Source organism: Delftia tsuruhatensis NBRC 16741, from assembly GCF_001571325.1.
GTDB classification, from domain to species: domain Bacteria; phylum Pseudomonadota; class Gammaproteobacteria; order Burkholderiales; family Burkholderiaceae_C; genus Comamonas; species Comamonas tsuruhatensis.
Genome location: NZ_BCTO01000032.1, coordinates 1 through 19,657 on the forward strand (window position 1 = coordinate 1; position 19,657 = coordinate 19,657).

Annotated in this window: 16 protein-coding genes; 3 read left to right on the top strand and 13 right to left on the bottom strand. The window is 65.2% G+C overall.

Annotated features, from left to right (window positions below; translation table 11 throughout):
• Positions 1–42: 42 nt before the first annotated feature.
• The 9 genes from dnaQ to uvrB all read right to left on the bottom strand — a co-directional run bounded on the left by dnaQ (position 43) and on the right by uvrB (position 8,694).
• Entirely contained in the window at positions 43–759 is a 717-nt protein-coding gene (dnaQ, locus tag DTS01S_RS16070) for a DNA polymerase III subunit epsilon (RefSeq protein WP_017403941.1), read from the bottom strand.
• An 11-nt stretch (positions 760–770) separates the two neighbouring features.
• Entirely contained in the window at positions 771–1,109 is a 339-nt protein-coding gene (gene fdx, locus DTS01S_RS16075) for an ISC system 2Fe-2S type ferredoxin (protein ID WP_013802212.1), read from the bottom strand.
• A gap of 25 nt (positions 1,110–1,134) precedes the next feature.
• A complete protein-coding gene (gene hscA / locus DTS01S_RS16080; protein ID WP_016451691.1) occupies positions 1,135–3,003 on the bottom strand; it encodes a Fe-S protein assembly chaperone HscA in 1,869 nt (622 codons plus the stop codon).
• Positions 3,004–3,087: 84 nt separating this feature from the next.
• The gene (gene hscB / locus DTS01S_RS16085; RefSeq protein WP_016447121.1) at positions 3,088–3,606 is read right to left on the bottom strand and encodes a Fe-S protein assembly co-chaperone HscB; all 519 of its coding nucleotides are present in this window, start codon (positions 3,604–3,606) and stop codon (positions 3,088–3,090) included.
• Positions 3,607–3,722: 116 nt separating this feature from the next.
• The gene (iscA, locus tag DTS01S_RS16090; protein WP_016447122.1) at positions 3,723–4,046 is read right to left on the bottom strand and encodes an iron-sulfur cluster assembly protein IscA; all 324 of its coding nucleotides are present in this window, start codon (positions 4,044–4,046) and stop codon (positions 3,723–3,725) included.
• A gap of 1 nt (position 4,047) precedes the next feature.
• Positions 4,048–4,446 carry a Fe-S cluster assembly scaffold IscU gene (iscU, locus tag DTS01S_RS16095; protein WP_016447123.1) on the bottom strand — a complete coding sequence of 133 codons (399 nt, stop codon included), beginning with the start codon at positions 4,444–4,446 and terminating at the stop codon, positions 4,048–4,050.
• Between the two features lie 43 nt (positions 4,447–4,489).
• The gene (locus DTS01S_RS16100; protein WP_017403940.1) at positions 4,490–5,710 is read right to left on the bottom strand and encodes an IscS subfamily cysteine desulfurase; all 1,221 of its coding nucleotides are present in this window, start codon (positions 5,708–5,710) and stop codon (positions 4,490–4,492) included.
• Positions 5,711–5,844: 134 nt separating this feature from the next.
• Positions 5,845–6,381 (bottom strand): Fe-S cluster assembly transcriptional regulator IscR, encoded by a 537-nt coding sequence (iscR, locus tag DTS01S_RS16105; RefSeq protein ID WP_012205825.1) that lies wholly within the window; start codon positions 6,379–6,381, stop codon positions 5,845–5,847.
• A gap of 225 nt (positions 6,382–6,606) precedes the next feature.
• On the bottom strand, positions 6,607–8,694 hold the full coding sequence (gene uvrB / locus DTS01S_RS16110) for an excinuclease ABC subunit UvrB (protein WP_017403939.1): 2,088 nt from the start codon (positions 8,692–8,694) through the stop codon (positions 6,607–6,609).
• Between the two features lie 128 nt (positions 8,695–8,822).
• On the opposite strand from uvrB, the gene DTS01S_RS16115 reads away from it, so the two are divergent.
• The 3 genes from DTS01S_RS16115 (at position 8,823) to DTS01S_RS16125 (ending at position 13,959) form a co-directional block, all read left to right on the top strand.
• The gene (locus DTS01S_RS16115) at positions 8,823–10,019 is read left to right on the top strand and encodes an amino acid aminotransferase (protein WP_016447126.1); all 1,197 of its coding nucleotides are present in this window, start codon (positions 8,823–8,825) and stop codon (positions 10,017–10,019) included.
• 192 nt (positions 10,020–10,211) lie between these two features.
• Positions 10,212–11,165 (top strand): CoA transferase, encoded by a 954-nt coding sequence (locus DTS01S_RS16120; RefSeq protein WP_017403937.1) that lies wholly within the window; start codon positions 10,212–10,214, stop codon positions 11,163–11,165.
• A gap of 331 nt (positions 11,166–11,496) precedes the next feature.
• The gene (locus DTS01S_RS16125) at positions 11,497–13,959 is read left to right on the top strand and encodes an EAL domain-containing protein (RefSeq protein WP_017403936.1); all 2,463 of its coding nucleotides are present in this window, start codon (positions 11,497–11,499) and stop codon (positions 13,957–13,959) included.
• A gap of 6 nt (positions 13,960–13,965) precedes the next feature.
• Here the strand turns inward: DTS01S_RS16125 and DTS01S_RS16130 are convergent, their stop codons facing one another.
• The 4 genes from DTS01S_RS16130 to DTS01S_RS16145 form a co-directional block, all read right to left on the bottom strand.
• Positions 13,966–16,452 (bottom strand): YgiQ family radical SAM protein, encoded by a 2,487-nt coding sequence (locus tag DTS01S_RS16130; RefSeq protein WP_017403935.1) that lies wholly within the window; start codon positions 16,450–16,452, stop codon positions 13,966–13,968.
• Between the two features lie 75 nt (positions 16,453–16,527).
• On the bottom strand, positions 16,528–17,520 hold the full coding sequence (locus DTS01S_RS16135; protein ID WP_017403934.1) for an AraC family transcriptional regulator: 993 nt from the start codon (positions 17,518–17,520) through the stop codon (positions 16,528–16,530).
• 108 nt (positions 17,521–17,628) lie between these two features.
• Positions 17,629–17,832 carry a hypothetical protein gene (locus DTS01S_RS16140; protein ID WP_016447131.1) on the bottom strand — a complete coding sequence of 68 codons (204 nt, stop codon included), beginning with the start codon at positions 17,830–17,832 and terminating at the stop codon, positions 17,629–17,631.
• The gene (locus DTS01S_RS16145; RefSeq protein ID WP_017403933.1) at positions 17,829–19,565 is read right to left on the bottom strand and encodes an FAD-dependent monooxygenase; all 1,737 of its coding nucleotides are present in this window, start codon (positions 19,563–19,565) and stop codon (positions 17,829–17,831) included. The genes DTS01S_RS16140 and DTS01S_RS16145 overlap by 4 nt, the downstream gene beginning before the upstream one ends.
• Between the last annotated feature and the right edge of the window lie 92 nt (positions 19,566–19,657).

A 19,657-nucleotide genomic window follows, 5' to 3' on the forward strand; every position in this document is an offset into this window, starting at 1 on the left:
ATATGTCGTTACTGCGACAAGACTTAGATTATGTCATAACTTCTAGGACTGATTTTCGAAGCTGCGCCAAATTGTCTTGCCGCCGCTCGATTTATCCATCTGCACCATCACGTCCTCGTGCGCGGCCAGCTCCTGATCATTGGCGCTCACCACGCGCAGCCTGAAGCTGCGCAGATCGACCTGCGCGACCACCAGGCCGCCCTCGGACTGGGCCGGCTCCTCCACCATCAGCAGGGCCTCCTGGCCTCGCGTGAGGTTGATGTAGACATCGGCCAGCAGTTCCGCATCCAGCAAGGCGCCGTGCAGCGTGCGCCCGGAGTTGTCCACTTCCAGACGGTCGCACAGCGAGTCCAGCGAGTTGCGCTTGCCTGGGAACATTTCCTTGGCCATGACCAGGGTGTCGATGACGCCGCTCACGCACTGCCTGATCGGCGGGCGGTTGGCAAGCTCCAGCTCCTTGTTCAGGAATCCCAGATCGAAAGGCGCGTTGTGAATGATGAGTTCAGCGCCTTGCAGATACTCCCAGATCTCATCGACCTTTTGCTCGAAGCGAGGCTTGTCCCTGAGGAACTCGGTGGTGATGCCGTGCACGCGCAGCGCGTCCGGATGGCTGTCGCGCCCCGCATTGAAGTACAGATGCAGGTTGTTGCCGGTCAGCTTGCGGTTGACCATCTCCACGCACCCCAGCTCGATGAGCCGGTCGCCGTTGTCGGCGGACAGGCCCGTGGTTTCCGTGTCGAGAATGATTTGACGCGACATGTGCTGGGTCCTCAGTGGTTTTCCTTGGCGTGGTTGAGCGAGTACTTGGGAATCTCGATGGTCACGTCCTCGCGCGCCAGGATGGCCTGGCAGGACAGGCGGGACTGCGGCTGCAGGCCCCATGCGCGGTCCAGCAGGTCTTCTTCCTCTTCCTCGGCCTCGTTCAACGAGTTGTAGCCTGCCTTGACCACCACGTGGCAGGTGGTGCATGCACAGCTCATGTCGCAGGCGTGCTCGATCTTGATGTTGTTGTCCAGCAGTGCCTCGCAGATGGAGGTGCCGGCAGGCGCCTCGATTTCGGCACCCTGGGGACAGTATTCGGCGTGGGGAAGTATTTTGATAACGGGCATGGCGGATCTGCGTTCGGATCAGAAATCAGGAAAGGGATTGCACGCTCTTGCCGGCCAGGGCCTGCTGGATGCTGCGGTTCATGCGCTCGGCGGCAAAGGACTCCGTGCCCTTGGCCAGCGCCTGTGTTGCGGCCTCGATGACGGCAGCATCCTCGGAGCCCACGCTGGCGCGCAGGGCGTCGACCAGCGCGTCGATGGCTGCGCGCTGGTCTGCAGCCAGCACATCGCCATCGGCCTGCAGCGCGCTCTCCGTGGCCATGAGCATGCGGTCGGCATCGACACGCGCCTCCACCAGAGCGCGCGCCTGAATGTCCTGCTGGGCCGTGGCAAAGCCGTCCTGCAGCATGCGGGCGACCTCGTCGTCCGAGAGGCCGTACGAGGGCTTGACATGGATATGCGCCTCGACGCCGCTGATCTGCTCCTTGGCACCCACCGACAGCAGGCCGTCGGCATCCACGGTGAAGGTCACGCGGATGCGGGCCGCGCCGGCTGCCATGGGCGGGATGCCGCGCAGTTCGAAACGCGCCAGGCTGCGGCAGTCCGCCACAAGATCGCGCTCACCCTGCACCACATGAATGGCCAGGGCCGTCTGCCCGTCCTTGTAGGTGGTGAAGTCCTGGGCGCGGGCCGTGGGAATGGTCTCGTTGCGCGTGATGATGCGCTCCACCAGACCGCCCATGGTCTCCACACCCAGCGACAGGGGAATCACATCCAGCAGCAGCATGTCGCCGCTGGAACTGTTGCCCGCGAGTTGATTGGCCTGAATGGCAGCGCCCAACGCCACGACTTCATCGGGATTGAGGTTGACGAGAGGATCGCGGCCAAAGAACTGGGCCACTGCCTCGCGCACCTGGGGCATGCGGGTGGAACCACCGACCAGGACCACGCCCTGCACCTCGTCGCGCGTCAGGCCAGCGTCCTTGAGTGCGCGGCGCACCGCCGCCAGCGAGCGCGCCGTCAGATGGGCCGTGCTCGCATCGAAGTCGCCACGCTTGACATCGAAATGCACAGTGCCGGTGGACAGCTCTGCCGTGAACGTGGCGGCCTGAGCATCCGTCAATGCCTGCTTGCAAAGGCGCGCCGCCATGCGCCAGCGGGCCTTGTCCTCGGCGGTCTGCGGAACCACGCCGGTCTGCTGGGCCACCCACTCAGCCAGTGCCGCATCGTAGTCATCGCCACCCAAGGCCGAGTCCCCCCCCGTGGAGACGACCTCGAACACACCCTGGGACAGGCGCAGGACCGAAATATCGAAAGTGCCGCCACCCAGATCGTAGACGGCGTAAACGCCTTCGGAGCCGTTGTCCAGGCCATAGGCAATGGCGGCAGCCGTGGGCTCGTTGATCAGGCGCAGCAGGTTGATGCCGGCGAGCTTGGCCGCATCCTTGGTGGCCTGGCGCTGCGCGTCGTCAAAGTAGGCTGGCACGGTGATGACCGCGCCATGGATGTCGTCGTTGAAGGTGTCCTCGGCGCGAAAGCGCAGCGTGGCCAGGATCTCGGCGCTGACTTCAACGGGGGTCTTCGTGCCATCGATGGTCTCGATCCCGATCACGCCACGACCGGCTTCTTGCTCAGCAAAGCGGTAAGGCAGCTTCTCCGGCGCGTCGATGTCCGCCAGCGTGCGGCCCATGAAGCGCTTGGCCGAGGCGATGGTGTTGCCCGCATCGGTGGACAGCGCCGCCTGCGCGGCGTAGCCGATCTCGCGGCGCCCCTGGGGCAGATAGCGCACGACGGAAGGCAGCAGTACCTGGCCCTGATCATCCGGCAGGCATTCGGCCACGCCATTGCGGACTGCGGCGACCAGCGAATGGGTGGTGCCCAGGTCGATACCCACGGCAATGCGTCGCTGGTGGGGATCGGGGGACTGACCGGGTTCGGAAATCTGCAAAAGCGCCATGGAAATACTCGGGGAAATTGCAGGTCCGGGCCGGCCGGCCTGCCTTGTGAATAAGGGACTCTCGTGGGAGGTTCGGGTCGCGGACTATTGTCCCAGTTGATCGCGGCGACGCTCTATGTCCTGCGCAAATCGCGCAACAAACATGAGGGCTCTGACCTGCTGCACGGCCGCCTGGGCATCGTGCAGTTCATCGAGCTGGCGGCCGCATTCGGCCAGCATGCTCTTTCTGGCCTGCGACACTTCGCCGTCCAGCGCGTCCAAGGCGGCCTCGTCCTGCGCATCGTCCAGCGCCTCGCGCCATTCCATCTGCTGCATCAAAAAGGCGGTGGGCATGGAGGTGTTGTCCTCGGCACGCACGGGTGCACCCAGCAATTCGCAAAGATAGGCTGCTCGCCTGAGCGGCTCTTTCAGCCGTTGATAGGCCTCGTTGATGCGTACCGACCATTGCATGGCCACACGCTGCGCAGCTGCGCCCTGCGAGGCAAAGCGGTCAGGATGGGCCTCGCGCTGCAACTCCTTCCAGCGCGCGTCAATGGTGCTGCGCTCCTGCGCAAATTGGCGCGGCAGCGCAAACAGCTCGAAATCGTCCGATTGCAGGTTCATGTCGATAAAAAGCCGCCAGCACCGAAGCGATGGCGGCCTCTTGAGGGAGTAGAAAAGTCAGGGCCTGCCGGGCACGCCGCCAGGCCACCAGAGCCTGGCCCCCCGGCAAATGCCGGTCAGATGCGAAAGCTCTCGCCGCAGCCGCAGCGATCGCGCTCGTTGGGGTTGTGGAACTTGAAGCCTTCGTTCAAGCCTTCACGCACGAAGTCCAGTTCCGTGCCATCGATATAGGCCAGGCTCTTGGGGTCGACCAGCACCTTGATGCCGTGGTCCTCGAAGATCACATCCTCGGGCAACTGTTCGTCCACATACTCCAGCTTGTAGGCCAGGCCGGAGCAGCCCGTGGTCTTGACCCCAAGGCGCACGCCGATGCCCTTGCCGCGGCGCGACAGGTAGCGGCTCACATGGCGGGCCGCGGACTCGGTCAGCGAGATCGCCATATCAGGCGGCCACCACCGCAGTGCGCTTGGCACGGTAGTCGTCCACTGCGGCCTTGATGGCGTCTTCGGCCAGGATGGAGCAGTGCACCTTGACGGGAGGCAGGGCCAGTTCTTCGGCGATCTGGCTGTTCTTCAGCGCAGCCGCTTCATCCAGCGTCTTTCCCTTGACCCACTCGGTCACCAGCGAAGACGAGGCGATTGCCGAACCACAGCCATAGGTCTTGAAACGGGCATCTTCAATGACGCCGGTTTCAGGGTTGACCTTGATCTGCAGCTTCATCACGTCGCCACAGGCAGGCGCGCCGACCATGCCGGTGCCCACCGATTCGTCGCTCTTGTCGAACGAACCCACGTTGCGGGGGTTTTCGTAGTGGTCTACCACTTTGTCGGAATAAGCCATGATGTCTACCTCTTCAATACTTGATTCGCGTGCCGGTCGACGCTCAGTGCGCCGCCCACTGGATGGTGCTGAGGTCGATGCCGTCCTTGTACATCTCCCACAGCGGGCTGAGTTCGCGCAGCTTGACCACATTGGTGCGGATGGTGCTGATCGCGTAGTCGATTTCTTCCTCGGTCGTGAAACGGCCGATGGTCATGCGCAGGCTGCTGTGCGCCAGCTCGTCACTGCGGCCGAGGGCACGCAGCACATAGCTGGGCTCCAGGCTGGCCGAAGTGCAAGCGGAGCCCGACGACACTGCCAGCCCCTTGATACCCATGATGAGCGACTCGCCTTCGACGAAGTTGAAGCTCATGTTCAGGTTCTGAGGCACACGGTGCTCCATGCTGCCGTTGATGAAGACCTGTTCCAGATCCTTCAAACCGTTGAGCAGGCGCTGCTGCAGCGCATAGGCCTTGGCATTGCTCTCGACCATCTCTTCCTTGGCGATGCGGAAGGCCTCGCCCATACCGACGATCTGGTGCGTGGGCAGCGTACCCGAACGCATGCCACGCTCATGACCACCGCCGTGGATCTGCGCCTCCAGGCGCACACGCGGCTTGCGGCGCACGTACAGGGCACCCACGCCCTTGGGACCGTAGGTCTTGTGCGCGGTCATGCTCATCAGGTCGATCGGCAACTTGGACATGTCGATCTCCACGCGGCCTGTAGCCTGCGCAGCATCCACATGGAACAGGATGCCCTTCTCGCGGCACAGCGCGCCGATGGTGGGAATGTCCTGGATGACGCCGATTTCGTTGTTTACGAAGAGCACGCTGACCAAAATGGTGTCGGGGCGCAGCGCGGCCTTGAAGGCCTCAATGTCGAGCAGACCATCAGGCTGCACGTCCATGTAGGTCACCTCAAAGCCCTGGCGCTCGAGTTCACGCATGGTGTCGAGCACGGCCTTGTGCTCGGTCTTGAGCGTGATCAGATGCTTGCCCTTGCCTTGATAGAAGTGCGCCGCACCCTTGATGGCAAGATTGATGGACTCGGTCGCGCCACTGGTCCACACAATTTCACGGGGATCCGCGCCAATCAGATCCGCCACCTGGCCGCGGGCCTTCTCGATGGCCTCTTCGGCCTCCCAACCCCATGCATGGCTGCGCGATGCAGCGTTGCCGAAGTGCTCACGCAACCATGGGATCATGGCGTCCACCACGCGAGGGTCCACGGGAGTGGTCGCGCCATAGTCGAGATAGATGGGGAAATGCGGGGTCATGTCCATGACTGGCTCTTATCAAAGTTCCGGCTGGCAAAAATCGGGAAGGCGATGAACTCCGGTGAATCCATCCGGGCGGGCAGCACCGCGCCACACAGCCATGCGCAGCGGCGCCCTGCCCTCAGGGTGTCAAAAGTCGATCAGGACTTGGCGAAGGCGTTGCCCAGCGCGAATACCGAATTCGGTGCATTCACGCGGATGGGCTTGACCACGGGAGCCGTGGAAATTGCACGACGCACTACGGGCTTGTCCTCGATCTGGATGCCCTTGGCCAATTGTTCGTCGACGAGCTTTTGCAGCGTCACGGAATCGAGGAACTCGACCATGCGCTGATTCAATGCCGCCCACAGTTCATGCGTCATGCAGCGGCCAGCTTCGCCCAGACAATTTTCCTTGCCGCCGCATTGAGTGGCGTCAATGGGCTCGTCAACGGAAACGATGATGTCGGCCACGGTGATGTCGCCAGCCTTGCGGGCCAGCGTGTAGCCGCCGCCGGGTCCACGGGTGGACTCGACGAGTTCATGGCGGCGCAGCTTGCCGAACAGCTGTTCGAGATACGACAGGGAAATCTGCTGTCGCTGGCTGATGGCAGCCAGCGTAACAGGGCCATTGTTCTGGCGCAGGGCCAGATCGATCATGGCAGTGACCGCAAAACGGCCTTTGGTGGTGAGACGCATTACGAGCTCCTTCAGTCAGGCTTGTACGTTACAGAAACACCCGCTCCAGCGATTTGACCGGAGTTGGGCACAGTCTCCGCCCTTACTCCGTCCTGTTCAAAAGGTTCAGAGCCCTTCTTTTCATCGAAGTTTTTGTTGTTGTTGAGTGTTGACCCTGAGTGTACCACATTCCCCATCAATTTTGTCGGGTAACAAGAGCCAACAGGCTTCAGACAAGGCACCGCCTCAGGAAACCTGCGCGGAAGAGCCTCCGAACAGTTGCTCCTTGAGCAGTGCCAGCTGATCGCGCACCCGCGCCGCCTGTTCGAACTCCAGGCTGCGCGCATGTTCGAGCATCTGCTTCTCCAGACGCTTGATTTCCTTGGCCACATCTTTTTCGGACATGTCCTCGACACGCGCTCTTTCGAGCTGATTGGCCTCCAGACGTTCCGCTTCCTTGCCGCTTTTTTCGCTGTAGACACCATCAATCAGGTCTTTCACCCGCTTGACAATCTGCTTGGGTTCAATGCCGTTTTCCTCGTTGAACGCCATTTGCCTGGCGCGGCGGCGCTCGGTCTCGCCGATGGCCTTCTTCATCGACTCCGTGATCCTGTCCGCGTAGAGGATGGCCTTGCCGTGCAGGTTGCGTGCTGCGCGGCCGATGGTCTGGATGAGACTTCGCTCGGCGCGAAGAAAGCCTTCCTTGTCGGCATCGAGGATGGCGACCAGCGAGACTTCAGGGATGTCCAAGCCCTCTCGCAGCAGGTTGATGCCCACGAGAACGTCGAAGACGCCCAGACGCAGGTCACGAATGATCTCCACGCGCTCCACCGTCTCCACGTCGGAGTGCAGATAGCGCACCTTGACCCCGTTTTCGCTCAGGTAGTCGGTGAGCTGCTCGGCCATGCGCTTGGTGAGCGTGGTGATGAGAACACGCTCCCCGCGCTCGACGCGCAGGCGGATTTCCTGCAGCACGTCATCCACCTGGTTGGTGGCCGGGCGCACTTCGATTTCGGGGTCGATCAGCCCCGTCGGGCGCACAACCTGGTCCACGATCTGACCTGAGTGGGTTTTTTCGTAGTCTGCCGGCGTGGCCGAGACAAAGATGACCTGGCGCATGCGCCGCTCGAATTCCTCGAATTTCAGCGGCCGGTTGTCCAGCGCCGACGGCAGCCGAAAGCCGTACTCCACGAGCGTGGTCTTGCGCGAGCGATCGCCGCTGTACATGGCGTTGAGCTGACCGATCATCTGGTGGCTCTCGTCCAGGAACATGAGCGCGTCGTTGGGCAGGTAGTCGGTCAATGTGCTGGGGGGCTCGCCCGGGGCTGCGCCGGAGAGGTGGCGCGTGTAGTTCTCGATGCCCTTGCAGTGGCCGACCTCGGTGAGCATTTCAAGGTCGAAGCGCGTGCGCTGCTCCAGGCGCTGGGCCTCGACCAGCTTGCCGTCACCCACCAGTTGCTTGAGCCGCTCGGCCAGTTCCAGCTTGATGGTTTCCACGGCGGCCAGCACCTTGTCGCGCGGCGTGACGTAGTGGCTGCTGGGGTAGACAGTGAAGCGCGGAATGCTCTGGCGCACGCGGCCCGTGAGCGGGTCGAACAGTTGCAGGCTTTCAACCTCGTCGTCGAAGAGTTCGATGCGGATGGCCAGCTCGGAATGCTCGGCGGGGAAGACATCGATGGTGTCGCCGCGCACGCGGAACTTGCCGCGGCTGAAGTCCTGGTCGTTGCGCTGGTACTGCATGCGGATCAACTGCGCGATGACGTCGCGCTGGTTGATGCGGTCGCCGGTACGCAGCGTCATGATCATGCGGTGGTAGCTTTCGGGTTCGCCGATGCCGTAGATGGCCGAGACCGTGGCCACGATGACCACGTCGCGCCGCTCCATGAGACTTTTGGTGCACGAAAGCCGCATCTGCTCGATGTGCTCGTTGATGGCGCTGTCCTTTTCGATGAAAAGGTCGCGCTGGGGCACGTAGGCCTCGGGCTGGTAGTAGTCGTAGTAGCTGACGAAGTACTCGACGGAGTTCTTGGGAAAGAACTCGCGGAACTCGCTGTACAGCTGTGCGGCCAGTGTCTTGTTGGGTGCGAAGACGATGGCCGGACGACCCAGGCGGGCGATCACGTTGGCCATGGTGAAGGTCTTGCCCGAGCCCGTCACGCCCAGCAGGGTCTGAAAGGATTCACCGTCCTGGATGCCCTCGACCAGCTTCTCAATGGCGGCGGGCTGGTCGCCAGCCGGTGGATAGGGCTGGAACAGCTCGAAGGGGGAGTCCGCGAAATGCACGAACTGGCCCGAGGCCGCAGGTGCTGGAGAGGAATCAGAGACTTCGTGCATGACGTGGGTTCGCAAAAGTGGGTATCGGCCGGCGAGATCGCTAGAATTCATGGGTTAACCCGAAAGCCTACCGCAGCTTGGGGCTAGCCGCGTTTTTTCCACCTCCCAAGACATCCCAAGGACGCTTCATGTCTCTGTTTACCGCCGTCGAAATGGCCCCCCGCGACCCCATCCTGGGTCTGAACGAGCAGTTCGCTGCCGACACCAACCCCAGCAAGGTGAATCTGGGCGTGGGCGTGTACTTCGACGACAACGGCAAGTTGCCCCTGCTCGAGTGCGTGCAGGCCGCCGAGAAGGCGATGATGGACAAGCCCACGGCCCGCGGCTACCTGCCCATCGACGGCATCGCTGCCTATGATGCCGCAGTCAAGGGCCTGGTGTTCGGCGCCGAGTCCGACGTCGTCAAGTCCGGCCGCGTGTCCACGGTGCAGGCCATCGGCGGCACCGGCGGCCTGAAGATCGGCGCCGACTTCCTCAAGAAGATCAGCCCCGCTGCCAAGGTGCTGATCTCCGACCCGAGCTGGGAAAACCACAAGGCCATCTTCACGAACGCCGGTTTCGAGGTGGGCACCTATGCCTACTACGACGCCGTCAACCGCAAGGTGAACTTCGAAGGCATGCTGGCCGACCTGAACGCAGCGGCCCCTGGCACCATCGTGGTGCTGCACGCCTGCTGCCATAACCCGACCGGCTACGACATCACGGCCGAGCAGTGGGACCAGGTGATTGCCGCCGTCAAGGCCAAGGGCCTGGTGGCCTTCCTTGACATGGCCTACCAGGGCTTTGGCCACGGCATCGCCGAAGACGGCGCCGTGATCGGCAAGTTCGTGGCCGCCGGCCTGAACATCTTCGTCTCGACCTCGTTCTCCAAGAGCTTCAGCCTGTACGGCGAGCGCGTGGGCGCACTGTCGGTGGTCGCCAACGACAAGGAAGAGGCGGCCCGCGTGCTGAGCCAGCTCAAGATCGTGATCCGCACCAACTATTCCAACCCACCCACCCATGGTGGCGCCGTGGTGGCGGCCGTGCTGAACAACCCCGAGCTGCGCGCCCTGTGGGAAAAGGAACTGGGCGAGATGCGCGTGCGCATCAAGGCCATGCGCCAGAAGCTGGTCGATGGCCTGAAGGCTGCCGGCGTCCAGCAGGACATGAGCTTCATCACCACGCAGATCGGCATGTTCAGCTACTCCGGCCTGAGCAAGGACCAGATGGTGCGCCTGCGCACCGAGTTCGGCGTCTACGGCACGGACACGGGCCGCATGTGCGTGGCCGCGCTCAACAGCAAGAATATCGACTACGTCTGCCAGTCGATCGCCAAGGTGGTCTGACCGCCACTCCAGCCACCTGGCCCTGCGCCGGGTGAGAAGGCATGCCGCCAGCGCTCCCTGCCCTGGCGGCATTTTCTTTGTGCGGGCGATTTTTGCATCCTGGCAGTCCGGTATGCGCCAGGGCTGCGCGGGTACCGGTGCGATCATGCGGGCAGCCGAAACATCGAATGAAGAACGAGACGCTCCATTCCCATGCCAGATCACGCCTGCCTCACTCCCTTCACCTCCTCGCCTGCAGACGGGCTGCCCCTGTCCGGCGTACGCATTCTGAGCCTGGCACTGAACCTGCCGGGTCCCGCCGCCCTGATGCGCTGCGCGGCCATGGGCGCGCAGTGCAGCAAGCTGGAGCCGCCCTCTGCGCAGCCAGGGCCTGCCGGCGCGGACCCGATGGCGCTCTACAGCCCGCAGGCCTATTCCGACATGCACCAGGGCATCGCAGTCTGGCAGGCACAGCTCAAGACCGAGGACGGACAGGCCGCGCTGCACAAGGCGCTGGACAGCGCCGACATCCTGCTGACCTCGTTCCGCCCCGCCGCGCTGGCCAAGCTGGGGCTGGACTGGGCGTCGCTGCAGCAGCGCCATCCGCAGCTGTCGCTGGTGCGCATCGTCGGCAGCGCGGGAGCCCTGGCCGATGTGCCGGGCCATGACCTGACCTATCAGGCCGAGGCGGGGCTGGTACAGGGCGGCGCCATGCCACCCAGCCTGTTTGCCGACATGGCCGGTGCGCTGATGGCCAGCGAGGCCGTGCTCAAGGCCTGGCTGCTGCGCCAGCGCAGCGGCCACGGCAACCTGCAGGAAACAGGACTGGCACAGGCCGCGCAATGGCTGGCCCTGCCCTGGCACTGGGGCCTGACCCGGCCCGACGGAGATGTGGGCGGAGCACACGCAGGCTATCGCGTCTATGCCTGCGCCGACGGTTCGGTGGCCGTGGCGGCACTGGAGCCGCATTTCGCGGCACGCCTGTGCGCAGCAGCATCGGTGCCGGGCGATGGCAGCATCGCCTGCATGCGCAACCCGGCCACGCATGCGGCCCTGGAAGCCTTCCTGGCTGCCCTGTCCTGCGCCGAACTGGCAGACCTGGCCGAGCGCCACGACCTGCCCCTGCATCCGCTCGCCGCTCAGCCAGCGGCCTCGCGCCGCTTGTAGGCGAATGCCGAAAGGCAGCATCTGCGCACGGCCTACAAGCCGCCTGGGTCGCGGCTGCCCGCCGAGTATGAACATGCTGCTGCCGACGACCCTCTTTACCGCGATAGCCTGCTCCTCTTAAATCAGAGTTGCGCATACAACCAGACAACCCGAACACATCTGGAAACACCCATAATCGGCTCATCTGGAGGCAGCCCCATGGTTCGAGAACATCCATCGACCGCCCCGCTATCCGGGATGCGTCAGCCACCTAGCCACTCAGCGCCTGGCCTGCAGCGCATCGGCGCCAGCGCCTAAGGCCGCCGCTGGGTCCCCCTTCCGTCCACCGCCTATGCAAAGCCAGCCCCCAGCCCATGTGCCGGTACTGCAGCTGGTGCAGCGCATCTGGCCCCTGGTGCTGGTGGTCGTGGTGCTGGTGGTCATGGCCAGCGGCAGCCTCTACCTTGTGTCTGCGGTGCGCGCCTTCGTGGCCGGAGAAAGCCTGTGGTCCAAGGCACAGAAGGATGCCATCTACGCCCTGAGCCGCTATGTGGACAGCGGCTCGGCGCGCGACCTGGCGCGCTTCGAGCAGGCCATGATCGTTCCTGCAGGCGACTGGCAGGCCCGCATGGCGCTGGACGATGTGCCAGCCAGGGTCAAGGACGCGCGCGCCGGCATTCTGCTGGGAGGCAACCACCCGGACGATGCCGACGCGCTGATCTGGCTGATGCAGACTTTTCGCCATGTCGAACTGCTGGAGGAGCCCTATCGTTACTGGAAGCAGGGCGACCAGTACCTGCAGCAGCTCGACCGGCTGGCGCAGGAGATAGAGCAGCGCCACACCGTGGGAAGCGTGAGCGCCGAGGACGTCATCACCTGGAAGCGCGAGATCGAGCAGATCAACGCCGGCGTCACACCCGCCACCCAGCAGTTCAGCGCCTCGCTGGGCCGCAGCTCCCGGCAGATGGTGATGTGGCTGCAGTGCATTCACCTGATGCTGGGCGTGGCGCTGATCCTGGTGGCGCTCTGGCATACGCGGCGCATGCTGCAGCAGCGCCAGCAGGTGCAAAACGACCTGCTGACCGAAAAGGAAAGGGCCCAGACCACGCTGGCATCGCTGGGCGATGCCGTGATCACCACGGACGCCCAGGGCGTGGTGGACTATGCCAACCCTGCCGCGCTGGGCCTGCTGGGCAGCAGCGAGCAGCAGCTCAAGGGACGGCACCTGGCCAAGGGCCTGCATTTCAACAGCATCGACACCACCCAGACGGCGGAAAGCCTGCTGACCCATCTGCTGTCGGGTCGGCAATTGCGCGAAGAGCACACGCGGTGGCTGCGGCGCCATGACCGCAGCATCGTGCCGGTCAAGCTCATGGGCTCGGCCATCAGCGGCGGCGGGGAGCGCCCGGCAGGTGCGGTGATCGTGCTCAGGGATGTCTCGCGTGAGCAGCAGTATCTGGACCAGCTTTCCTGGCATGCCAGCCATGACGGCCTGACCGGGCTGGAGAACCGCGTGGAATTCGAGCGCCGCCTGCAGCGCCTGCTCAACCAGGGCCAGCACAGGCTGCGGCCCGCAGCCCTGCTGTACATGGATCTGGACCAGTTCAAGCTCATCAACGAGACCTGCGGCCATCCGGCGGGCGATGAAATGCTGTGCGAGGTCAGCCGTCTGCTGCTGCACAACCTGCGCGAGACAGACACCCTGGCACGCCTGGGCGGCGACGAATTCGGCGTTCTTCTGGAGAACTGTCCGCCCGAGCCCGCGCTGCGCATTGCCGAAAAGCTGCGCCAGGCTGCCGAAGCCCTGCACGTGCACTGGGGCAAGCAGGTGCTGCGCACAGGACTGAGCATTGGACTGGTCCACATCGGCGGCGAGGTCCAGTCGGCCCAGGACCTGCTGCGCATGGCCGACATGGCCTGCTACCGCGCCAAGGAGCGCGGCCGCAACCGCATCTATGTCTACCGCAGCGACGACGGCGAATACACCCGCCACGTCAGCGAGATGGAATGGGTCACGCGCATACGCACGGCGCTGGAGCAGGAGCGCTTTTGCCTGTATGCACAAAGCATTGCACCGCTGCAGCCCGATGGCCAGCGCGGCCTGCATTTCGAGGTGCTGCTGCGGTTGCGCGACGAGCAGGGCCAGATCATCTCGCCAGCCGCGTTCATACCCGCGGCAGAGCGCTACGGCATCATGCCCACCGTCGACCGCTGGGTGATCGCCAGAACGCTGGCCACGCTGGCCGAGCATCCGGCCGCGCTGCGCCATATCGACACCTGCGCCATCAATCTGTCAGGCCCCAGCCTCGACGACGACGGGCTGCTGGACTTTGTGCAGGCGCAGCTGAGCACGCACGGCATCGCGCCGCAGCTGCTGTGCTTCGAGATCACCGAGACCAGCGCCATCGCCAGTCTGTCCAGCGCCACCCGGCTGATCCAGGCCCTGCGCACGCTGGGCTGCCGTTTTGCGCTGGACGACTTCGGCGTGGGCATGTCCTCGCTGACCTATCTGAAGCAGTTGCCCGTGGACTATCTGAAGATCGACGGCGGCTTCGTGCGCGACATGCTCCAGGACCCCAGCAACCACGCCATGGTGGAGATGATCAACCGCATAGGCCATATCCTGGGCAAGCGCACGGTGGCCGAGTATGTGGAAAGCCGGGAGATCGCCCAGGCCCTGCAGGCCGTGGGCGTGGACTACGCGCAGGGCTTTGCCCTGGCGCGGCCCGTGCCGCTGGACACGCAGTACTTCGAAAGCGGTGCCCAGGCCGCCCGCCGCGAATGGCAAGGCACGCTGGCGCCGGCAGTCGGCTGAGGCGCGTCAGCGCGGCTTGCGCCCGCCCGGCGCGGCCTTGCGGCCGGCCCCGGCAGCGCCTGCGGAGCCGCCCACGCCAGGGCGCGGTGGCAGGCCCGTGTGCTGGGTCAGCATGCGGCCGGGCTTGGGCTGACTGGAGCGCAAGCGCACGTCGCCTCCGGGGTCGCGGGCCTGTGCCTGCGCCTTGCCCGGCCCCGCACTCTTGCCACCGGCCTTGTTGAGGGCATAGGCCTTGCCCTGCTGGGAGACCACGGCACGCGCGGCCACGCCCGTTCCCTGGGTGCTGTTCTTGCGGCGCGCGCTCTGGTAGCCGCCATCGACCAGGGGCTGGAAGGTGGGGATCAGGTGCTGCTTGCCGTTGCCGATGAGGTCGGCACGGCCCATGGCCTTCAAGGCCTCGCGCAGCAGCGGCCAGTTGTTGGGGTCGTGGTAGCGCAGGAAGGCCTTGTGCAGTCGGCGGCGCTTTTCACCGCGCACGATGTCCACCGACTCCTCGCTTACGTCGCGCATCTGGCGACGCACCTTGGTGAGGGTGTTGCGACCCGAGTGGTACATGGCCGTGGCCGTGGCCATGGGGCTGGGGTAGAAGGTCTGCACCTGGTCGGCGCGAAATCCGTTCTTCTTCAGCCAGATGGCGAGGTTCATCATGTCCTCGTCGCTGGTGCCCGGGTGGGCGGCGATGAAGTAGGGAATCAGGTACTGCTTCTTGCCCGCTTCCTCGCTGAACTGCTCGAACATCTGCTTGAAGCGGTCATAGCTGCCTATGCCCGGCTTCATCATCTTGGTCAGCGGCCCGGATTCGGTGTGCTCGGGCGCGATCTTCAGGTAGCCGCCCACATGGTGCTGCACCAGTTCCTTGACGTACTCGGGCGACTTCACGGCCAAGTCGTAGCGCAGGCCCGAGCCGATCAGGATCTTCTTGATGCCCGGCAGATTGCGCGCGCGGCGGTAGATCTTGACCAGCGGGGCATGGTCGGTGTGCAGGTTCTGGCAGATGCCGGGGAACACGCAGCTGGGCTTGCGGCAGGCGGCCTCGATCTCGGGGCTCTTGCAGCCCAGGCGGTACATGTTGGCCGTGGGGCCGCCCAGGTCGGAGATGGTGCCGGTGAAGCCCTTGACCTTGTCGCGGATGTCCTCGACCTCCTGGATGATGGACTCCTCGGAGCGGCTCTGGATGATGCGGCCTTCATGCTCGGTGATGGAGCAGAAGGTGCAGCCGCCGAAGCAGCCGCGCATGATGTTGACCGAGGTGCGGATCATCTCCCAGGCCGGGATCTTGGTCTCGCCCTCATGGCTGCCGTTGGCGTCGGCATAGCTGGGATGGGGGCTTCGCGCATACGGCAGGCCAAAGACCCAGTCCATCTCGGCCGTGGTCAGCGGGATGGGGGGCGGGTTCAGCCACACATCGCGCGCGGTCACTCCTTCGCCGTGGGCCTGGACCAGGGCGCGGGCGTTGCCGGGATTGGTCTCCAGGTGCAGCACGCGGTTGGCGTGGGCGTAGAGGATGGGATCGGCCTTGACCTGCTCATAGCTGGGCAGGCGCAGCACGGTCTTGTCGCGCGGCGGCTGCTTGCCCTTGCCGCGCAGCGACGGGTTGGGCACGAACTGGATGGTCTGAACAGCGGCGACCGAGGCGCCGTCCGGCTTCGCGTCGGCATCACCCTCTTCCTTGGAGCAGGCCTGGCCCTGGGCCTCGGCCTGCTCGCTGGTGGTCATGTAGGGGTTGATGTGGGGCTCGACCACGCCGGGCTCGTCCACCACGGAGGAATCCAGCTCGAACCAGCCCGCCTCCGACTCACGGCGGAAGAAGGCCGTGCCGCGCACGTCGGTAATGCTTTCCACGGGCTCGCGCGCAGCCAGGCGGTGGGCCACCTCGACCAGGGCGCGTTCGGCGTTGCCGTACAGCAGGATGTCGCACTTGCTGTCCACGACGATGGAGCGGCGCACCTTGTCGCTCCAGTAGTCGTAATGGGCGATGCGGCGCAGGCTGCCCTCGATGCCGCCCAGCACGATGGGCACGTCCTTGTAGGCCTCGCGGCAGCGCTGGCTGTAGACGATGGCCGCCCGGTCCGGGCGCTTGCCGCCCACGTCGCCCGGCGTATAGGCATCGTCGGAGCGGATCTTGCGATCGGCCGTGTAGCGGTTGATCATGGAATCCATGTTGCCCGCCGTCACGCCCCAGAACAGGTTGGGCCGGCCCAGGGCCTTGAAGGCCTCGGCGCTTTGCCAGTCAGGCTGGGCAATGATGCCCACGCGAAAGCCCTGTGCCTCCAGCACCCGGCCGATCACCGACATGCCGAAGCTGGGGTGATCCACATAGGCGTCGCCCGTCACCAGGATCACGTCGCAGCTGTCCCAGCCAAGCTGTTCCATCTCGGCCCGGCTCATCGGCAGGAACGGGGCCGTGCCAAAGCGCTTGGCCCAGTAAGGACGATAGCTGGTCAGCGGTTTGGCGGCGCGATGGAAGAAGGAAACGTCAACGGGGGCGTTCATGATGGGCGGTTCGGCTTCTGGGAGCCTGTGCGGAAGGAACCGGCCAGTGTACGTTTCGGCACTCAACCCTGCTGGTCAAGGGTCTTGCTCCAGCCCCCTGATACGGCCTTCCTGCTGCTGCCAGCCCGACCTCTTTGCGGCCTCCTGCGCCAGCCAGGCCTTGGGCGTGTGCCCGGACCAGCGGCGAAATGCCCGCGCAAACACCTTCGGCGAGTCGTAGCCCGCGTTCTCGGCGATGCGGGCCGATGACAGCCCGCCGGCTTCCATCTGCTGGGCCGCCAGCGCCATGCGGTGCGCCGTCAGATAGCCGATGGGCGTGGCACCCACCAGCTCCTTGAAACGCATGCTGAAGCGGGTGCGCGACATGCCGGCCTCGATGGCCAGCGTCTCCACGCTCCAGGCCCGCTGCGGTTCGCGGTGCATGCACACCAGGGCACGCGCAACACAGGCATCGCCCAGGCCCCGCAGCCAGCCTTCGCCAATGGCAGTCTCGCGCGCCAGGTGCTCGCGCAGGATGTTGACCAGCAGCAGCTCGCCCATGCGCGCGGCCGACAGGCGCCAGCCCGGGCGCCGCGCCAGCGTCTCCAGCGTGAGCGACTCCATGGTGGTGGCCAGGCAGCCGGCCAGCGGCAGGTCGCTTGCCCGGATGTGGATCAGCGGCGGCAGGATGCGGAACACCGAATGACGGCAGTAGGCGGAAAACCACAACAGGGCCGAAAACATGTCCGTGGCCTCGCCGCCGCCGCCATGGCTGAAGACCAGGGGATTTTCGTCCCGCGGTCCTTCGGCGTGGCGGGCGATCATGCGCGAGAACAGCTCGCTGGCAACGTCCATGTCGGACGCCACCACATGCGCGGCGCCCATGGGCAGCATGACCAGATCGCCGGGCTCGACCCGCAGCGCCGGCATGCCCTCCACCTGGATCCAGTAAGGCGCGCCGCGCGCCATGCGGATCATGGCGCCGGTGACGCCCGTGGACTTCAGGCTCCACGGCGCCGTCAGCGCAAAGCGCGCCGTGACGGCGCGCTCCGAGCGGCAAATATCGAGAACTTCACTGAGTACATCCATGGCTCGCGGGACCCTTGTTTTCGGGCCGATGTTAGCCAGTGCCGGCCATGCCACGGCCCGTCGGCGCCCCGACAGCGATAGCGGTTTTCCCTGGAGCGCGACTACGCACTAGAGATCCTGCTGCGCCGCCTGCACCAGCTCCGAGAACACGGACGCGCTGCCCAGCCGTTCGGCCGCCAGCAGCGCCAGCTTGACCAGGAACAGCTCGGACCGCTGCGGGCCCGCCGTGTCGATGGCTGTGGCCAGCTGGTCGTAGACAGTTTCCAGGCCGGCGATATCAAGGGTGTGGGGTGATGTCTGTTCTTGGCTCATGCCGGAACTCCTTGCGTGCAGGTGGCGTTGTCGATGGCCGATTGCAGGCGCCGGGCATCCAGCGCCAGCCAGCGCGCGCAGACATGCTGATCGGGCCGCAGCAGATAGGCGGCACCAGGCGGGTGCCCTGCCGGCACGCCATGGCGTGCACGGCAGCGGCCATCTGCATCGGCCAGGGTCAGATCGGCACCCTGGACCGGCTGCGCGGCCGCCTGGCTGGAGATGGCCACGATGCGCAGGCCCACGCCACGGCCGCGCGCCATCCTGGCAACTTCGCACCACTGGGCAGGCACGGGCGTGCCATCGGTGAAATACAGCAGGTCGAATCCACCGCCCAGGTGGTCCAGCAGATAGTCATCGGGCCCCAGGCGCAGGTTCAGCGGCGGTGCGCCATGGCCAGGGCCGGCTTCAAACAGGTGGTTGTCGTCATCCGCGCTGTTGAGCGGCGAGTGCGCGTATTCGTGCGGCCGGGAGGTGCGCCAGTGGTACAGCGGCCGCACGAATTCCTGGGTGAGCGACAGCGACAGCACGGCATCGCGCAGCAGCCGGAAGCCGCGCGAGGGCGGCGCCATGAAGCGCGTGCTCTTGCCGGCCTCTTCGACAATCTCGCGCGCCGCGCCCACGCGCTCGCCGCTGTAGCTGTCCAGCAGCCTCACCGGCGCCACGCCGCGCGCCACCAGGGCCAGCCGCCAAGCCAGGGCCTGGGCATCCTGAAAACCCGTGTTGGCACCGCGCACGCCGAAGATGGGCAGCATGTGGGCCGCATCGCCCGCGAAGATCACGCGGCCGTGCACATAGTCCGGCAAGGTCAGCGCGCGGGCGGAGTAGACCGAACTCCAGTCCATTTCCCAGGGCGTGCCGCCGAAGCCGATCATCTCCAGCTGCGCGTCGATGCGCGCCTTGAGCGATTCGGGCTGCAGCGCCTGCTGCGCGTCCTCGCCCGCAGGCAGTTGGTAGTCCACGCGCCAGATGCCATGCGGCTCGCGGTGCATGAGGATGGTGTTGCCGGGGTTCCAGACCGGGTCGAAGAAGGCCAGGCGCTCCGTGGGCAGTGGCAGGTCGATGCGGATGTCGGCGATCACGAAGCGGCCCTCGTACGACGCCCCCTCCATCACCAGGCCCATGGCCGTGCGTATGCCGGAGCGGGCGCCATCGGCGGCGACCAGCCAGTCGGCCTCCATCGCATACGGGCCTTGCGGCGTGTCCACTTGCAGCCGCGCCTTTGCGGCGGCGCCGCTGCCGACCTGCTCCACCCGGTCCACGCGGTTGCCCCAGCGCAGCTCGATCAGCGGATGGGCCAGCACCGCATCGACCAGGTATTCCTCCAGGTACTGCTGCTGCAGATTGGTCATGGGATGGAAGCGATCGTCCTCGCTGTGCGGCGCCTCCATGCGGAACACGCGCTGCCCCCGGTAGAACGAGTTGCCACAGCGCCAGGGCAAGGCGTTCGCCATGACCCGCTCGGCCACGCCCACCTGCTGCAGGATCTCCATGGAGCGGCGCGTGAAGACGATGGCGCGGCTGCCTTCGGACACCTGCAGTTCGGACTCCAGCAGCACGCAGCGCTGGCCGTGGCGCGCCAGCTCCAGCGCCGTGGTCAGCCCCACAGGGCCCGTGCCGACGATGACGACAGGATGGCGCTGCACCCCTGGATGCTGCGAAGGCAGCCAGGGCTGGTGCACCCGGTACCGGTAGTAGATGGAATGCCGCGGCTGGGCATGGGGCTGATGCATGGATGTCTCCGTCTTGCGTCTTGCGTCTTTGTGAGGCCGCAGTGTAGGCAGCCCCCGCTCCGGCAATGTCCCCGGATGGGGACAGACAGGAC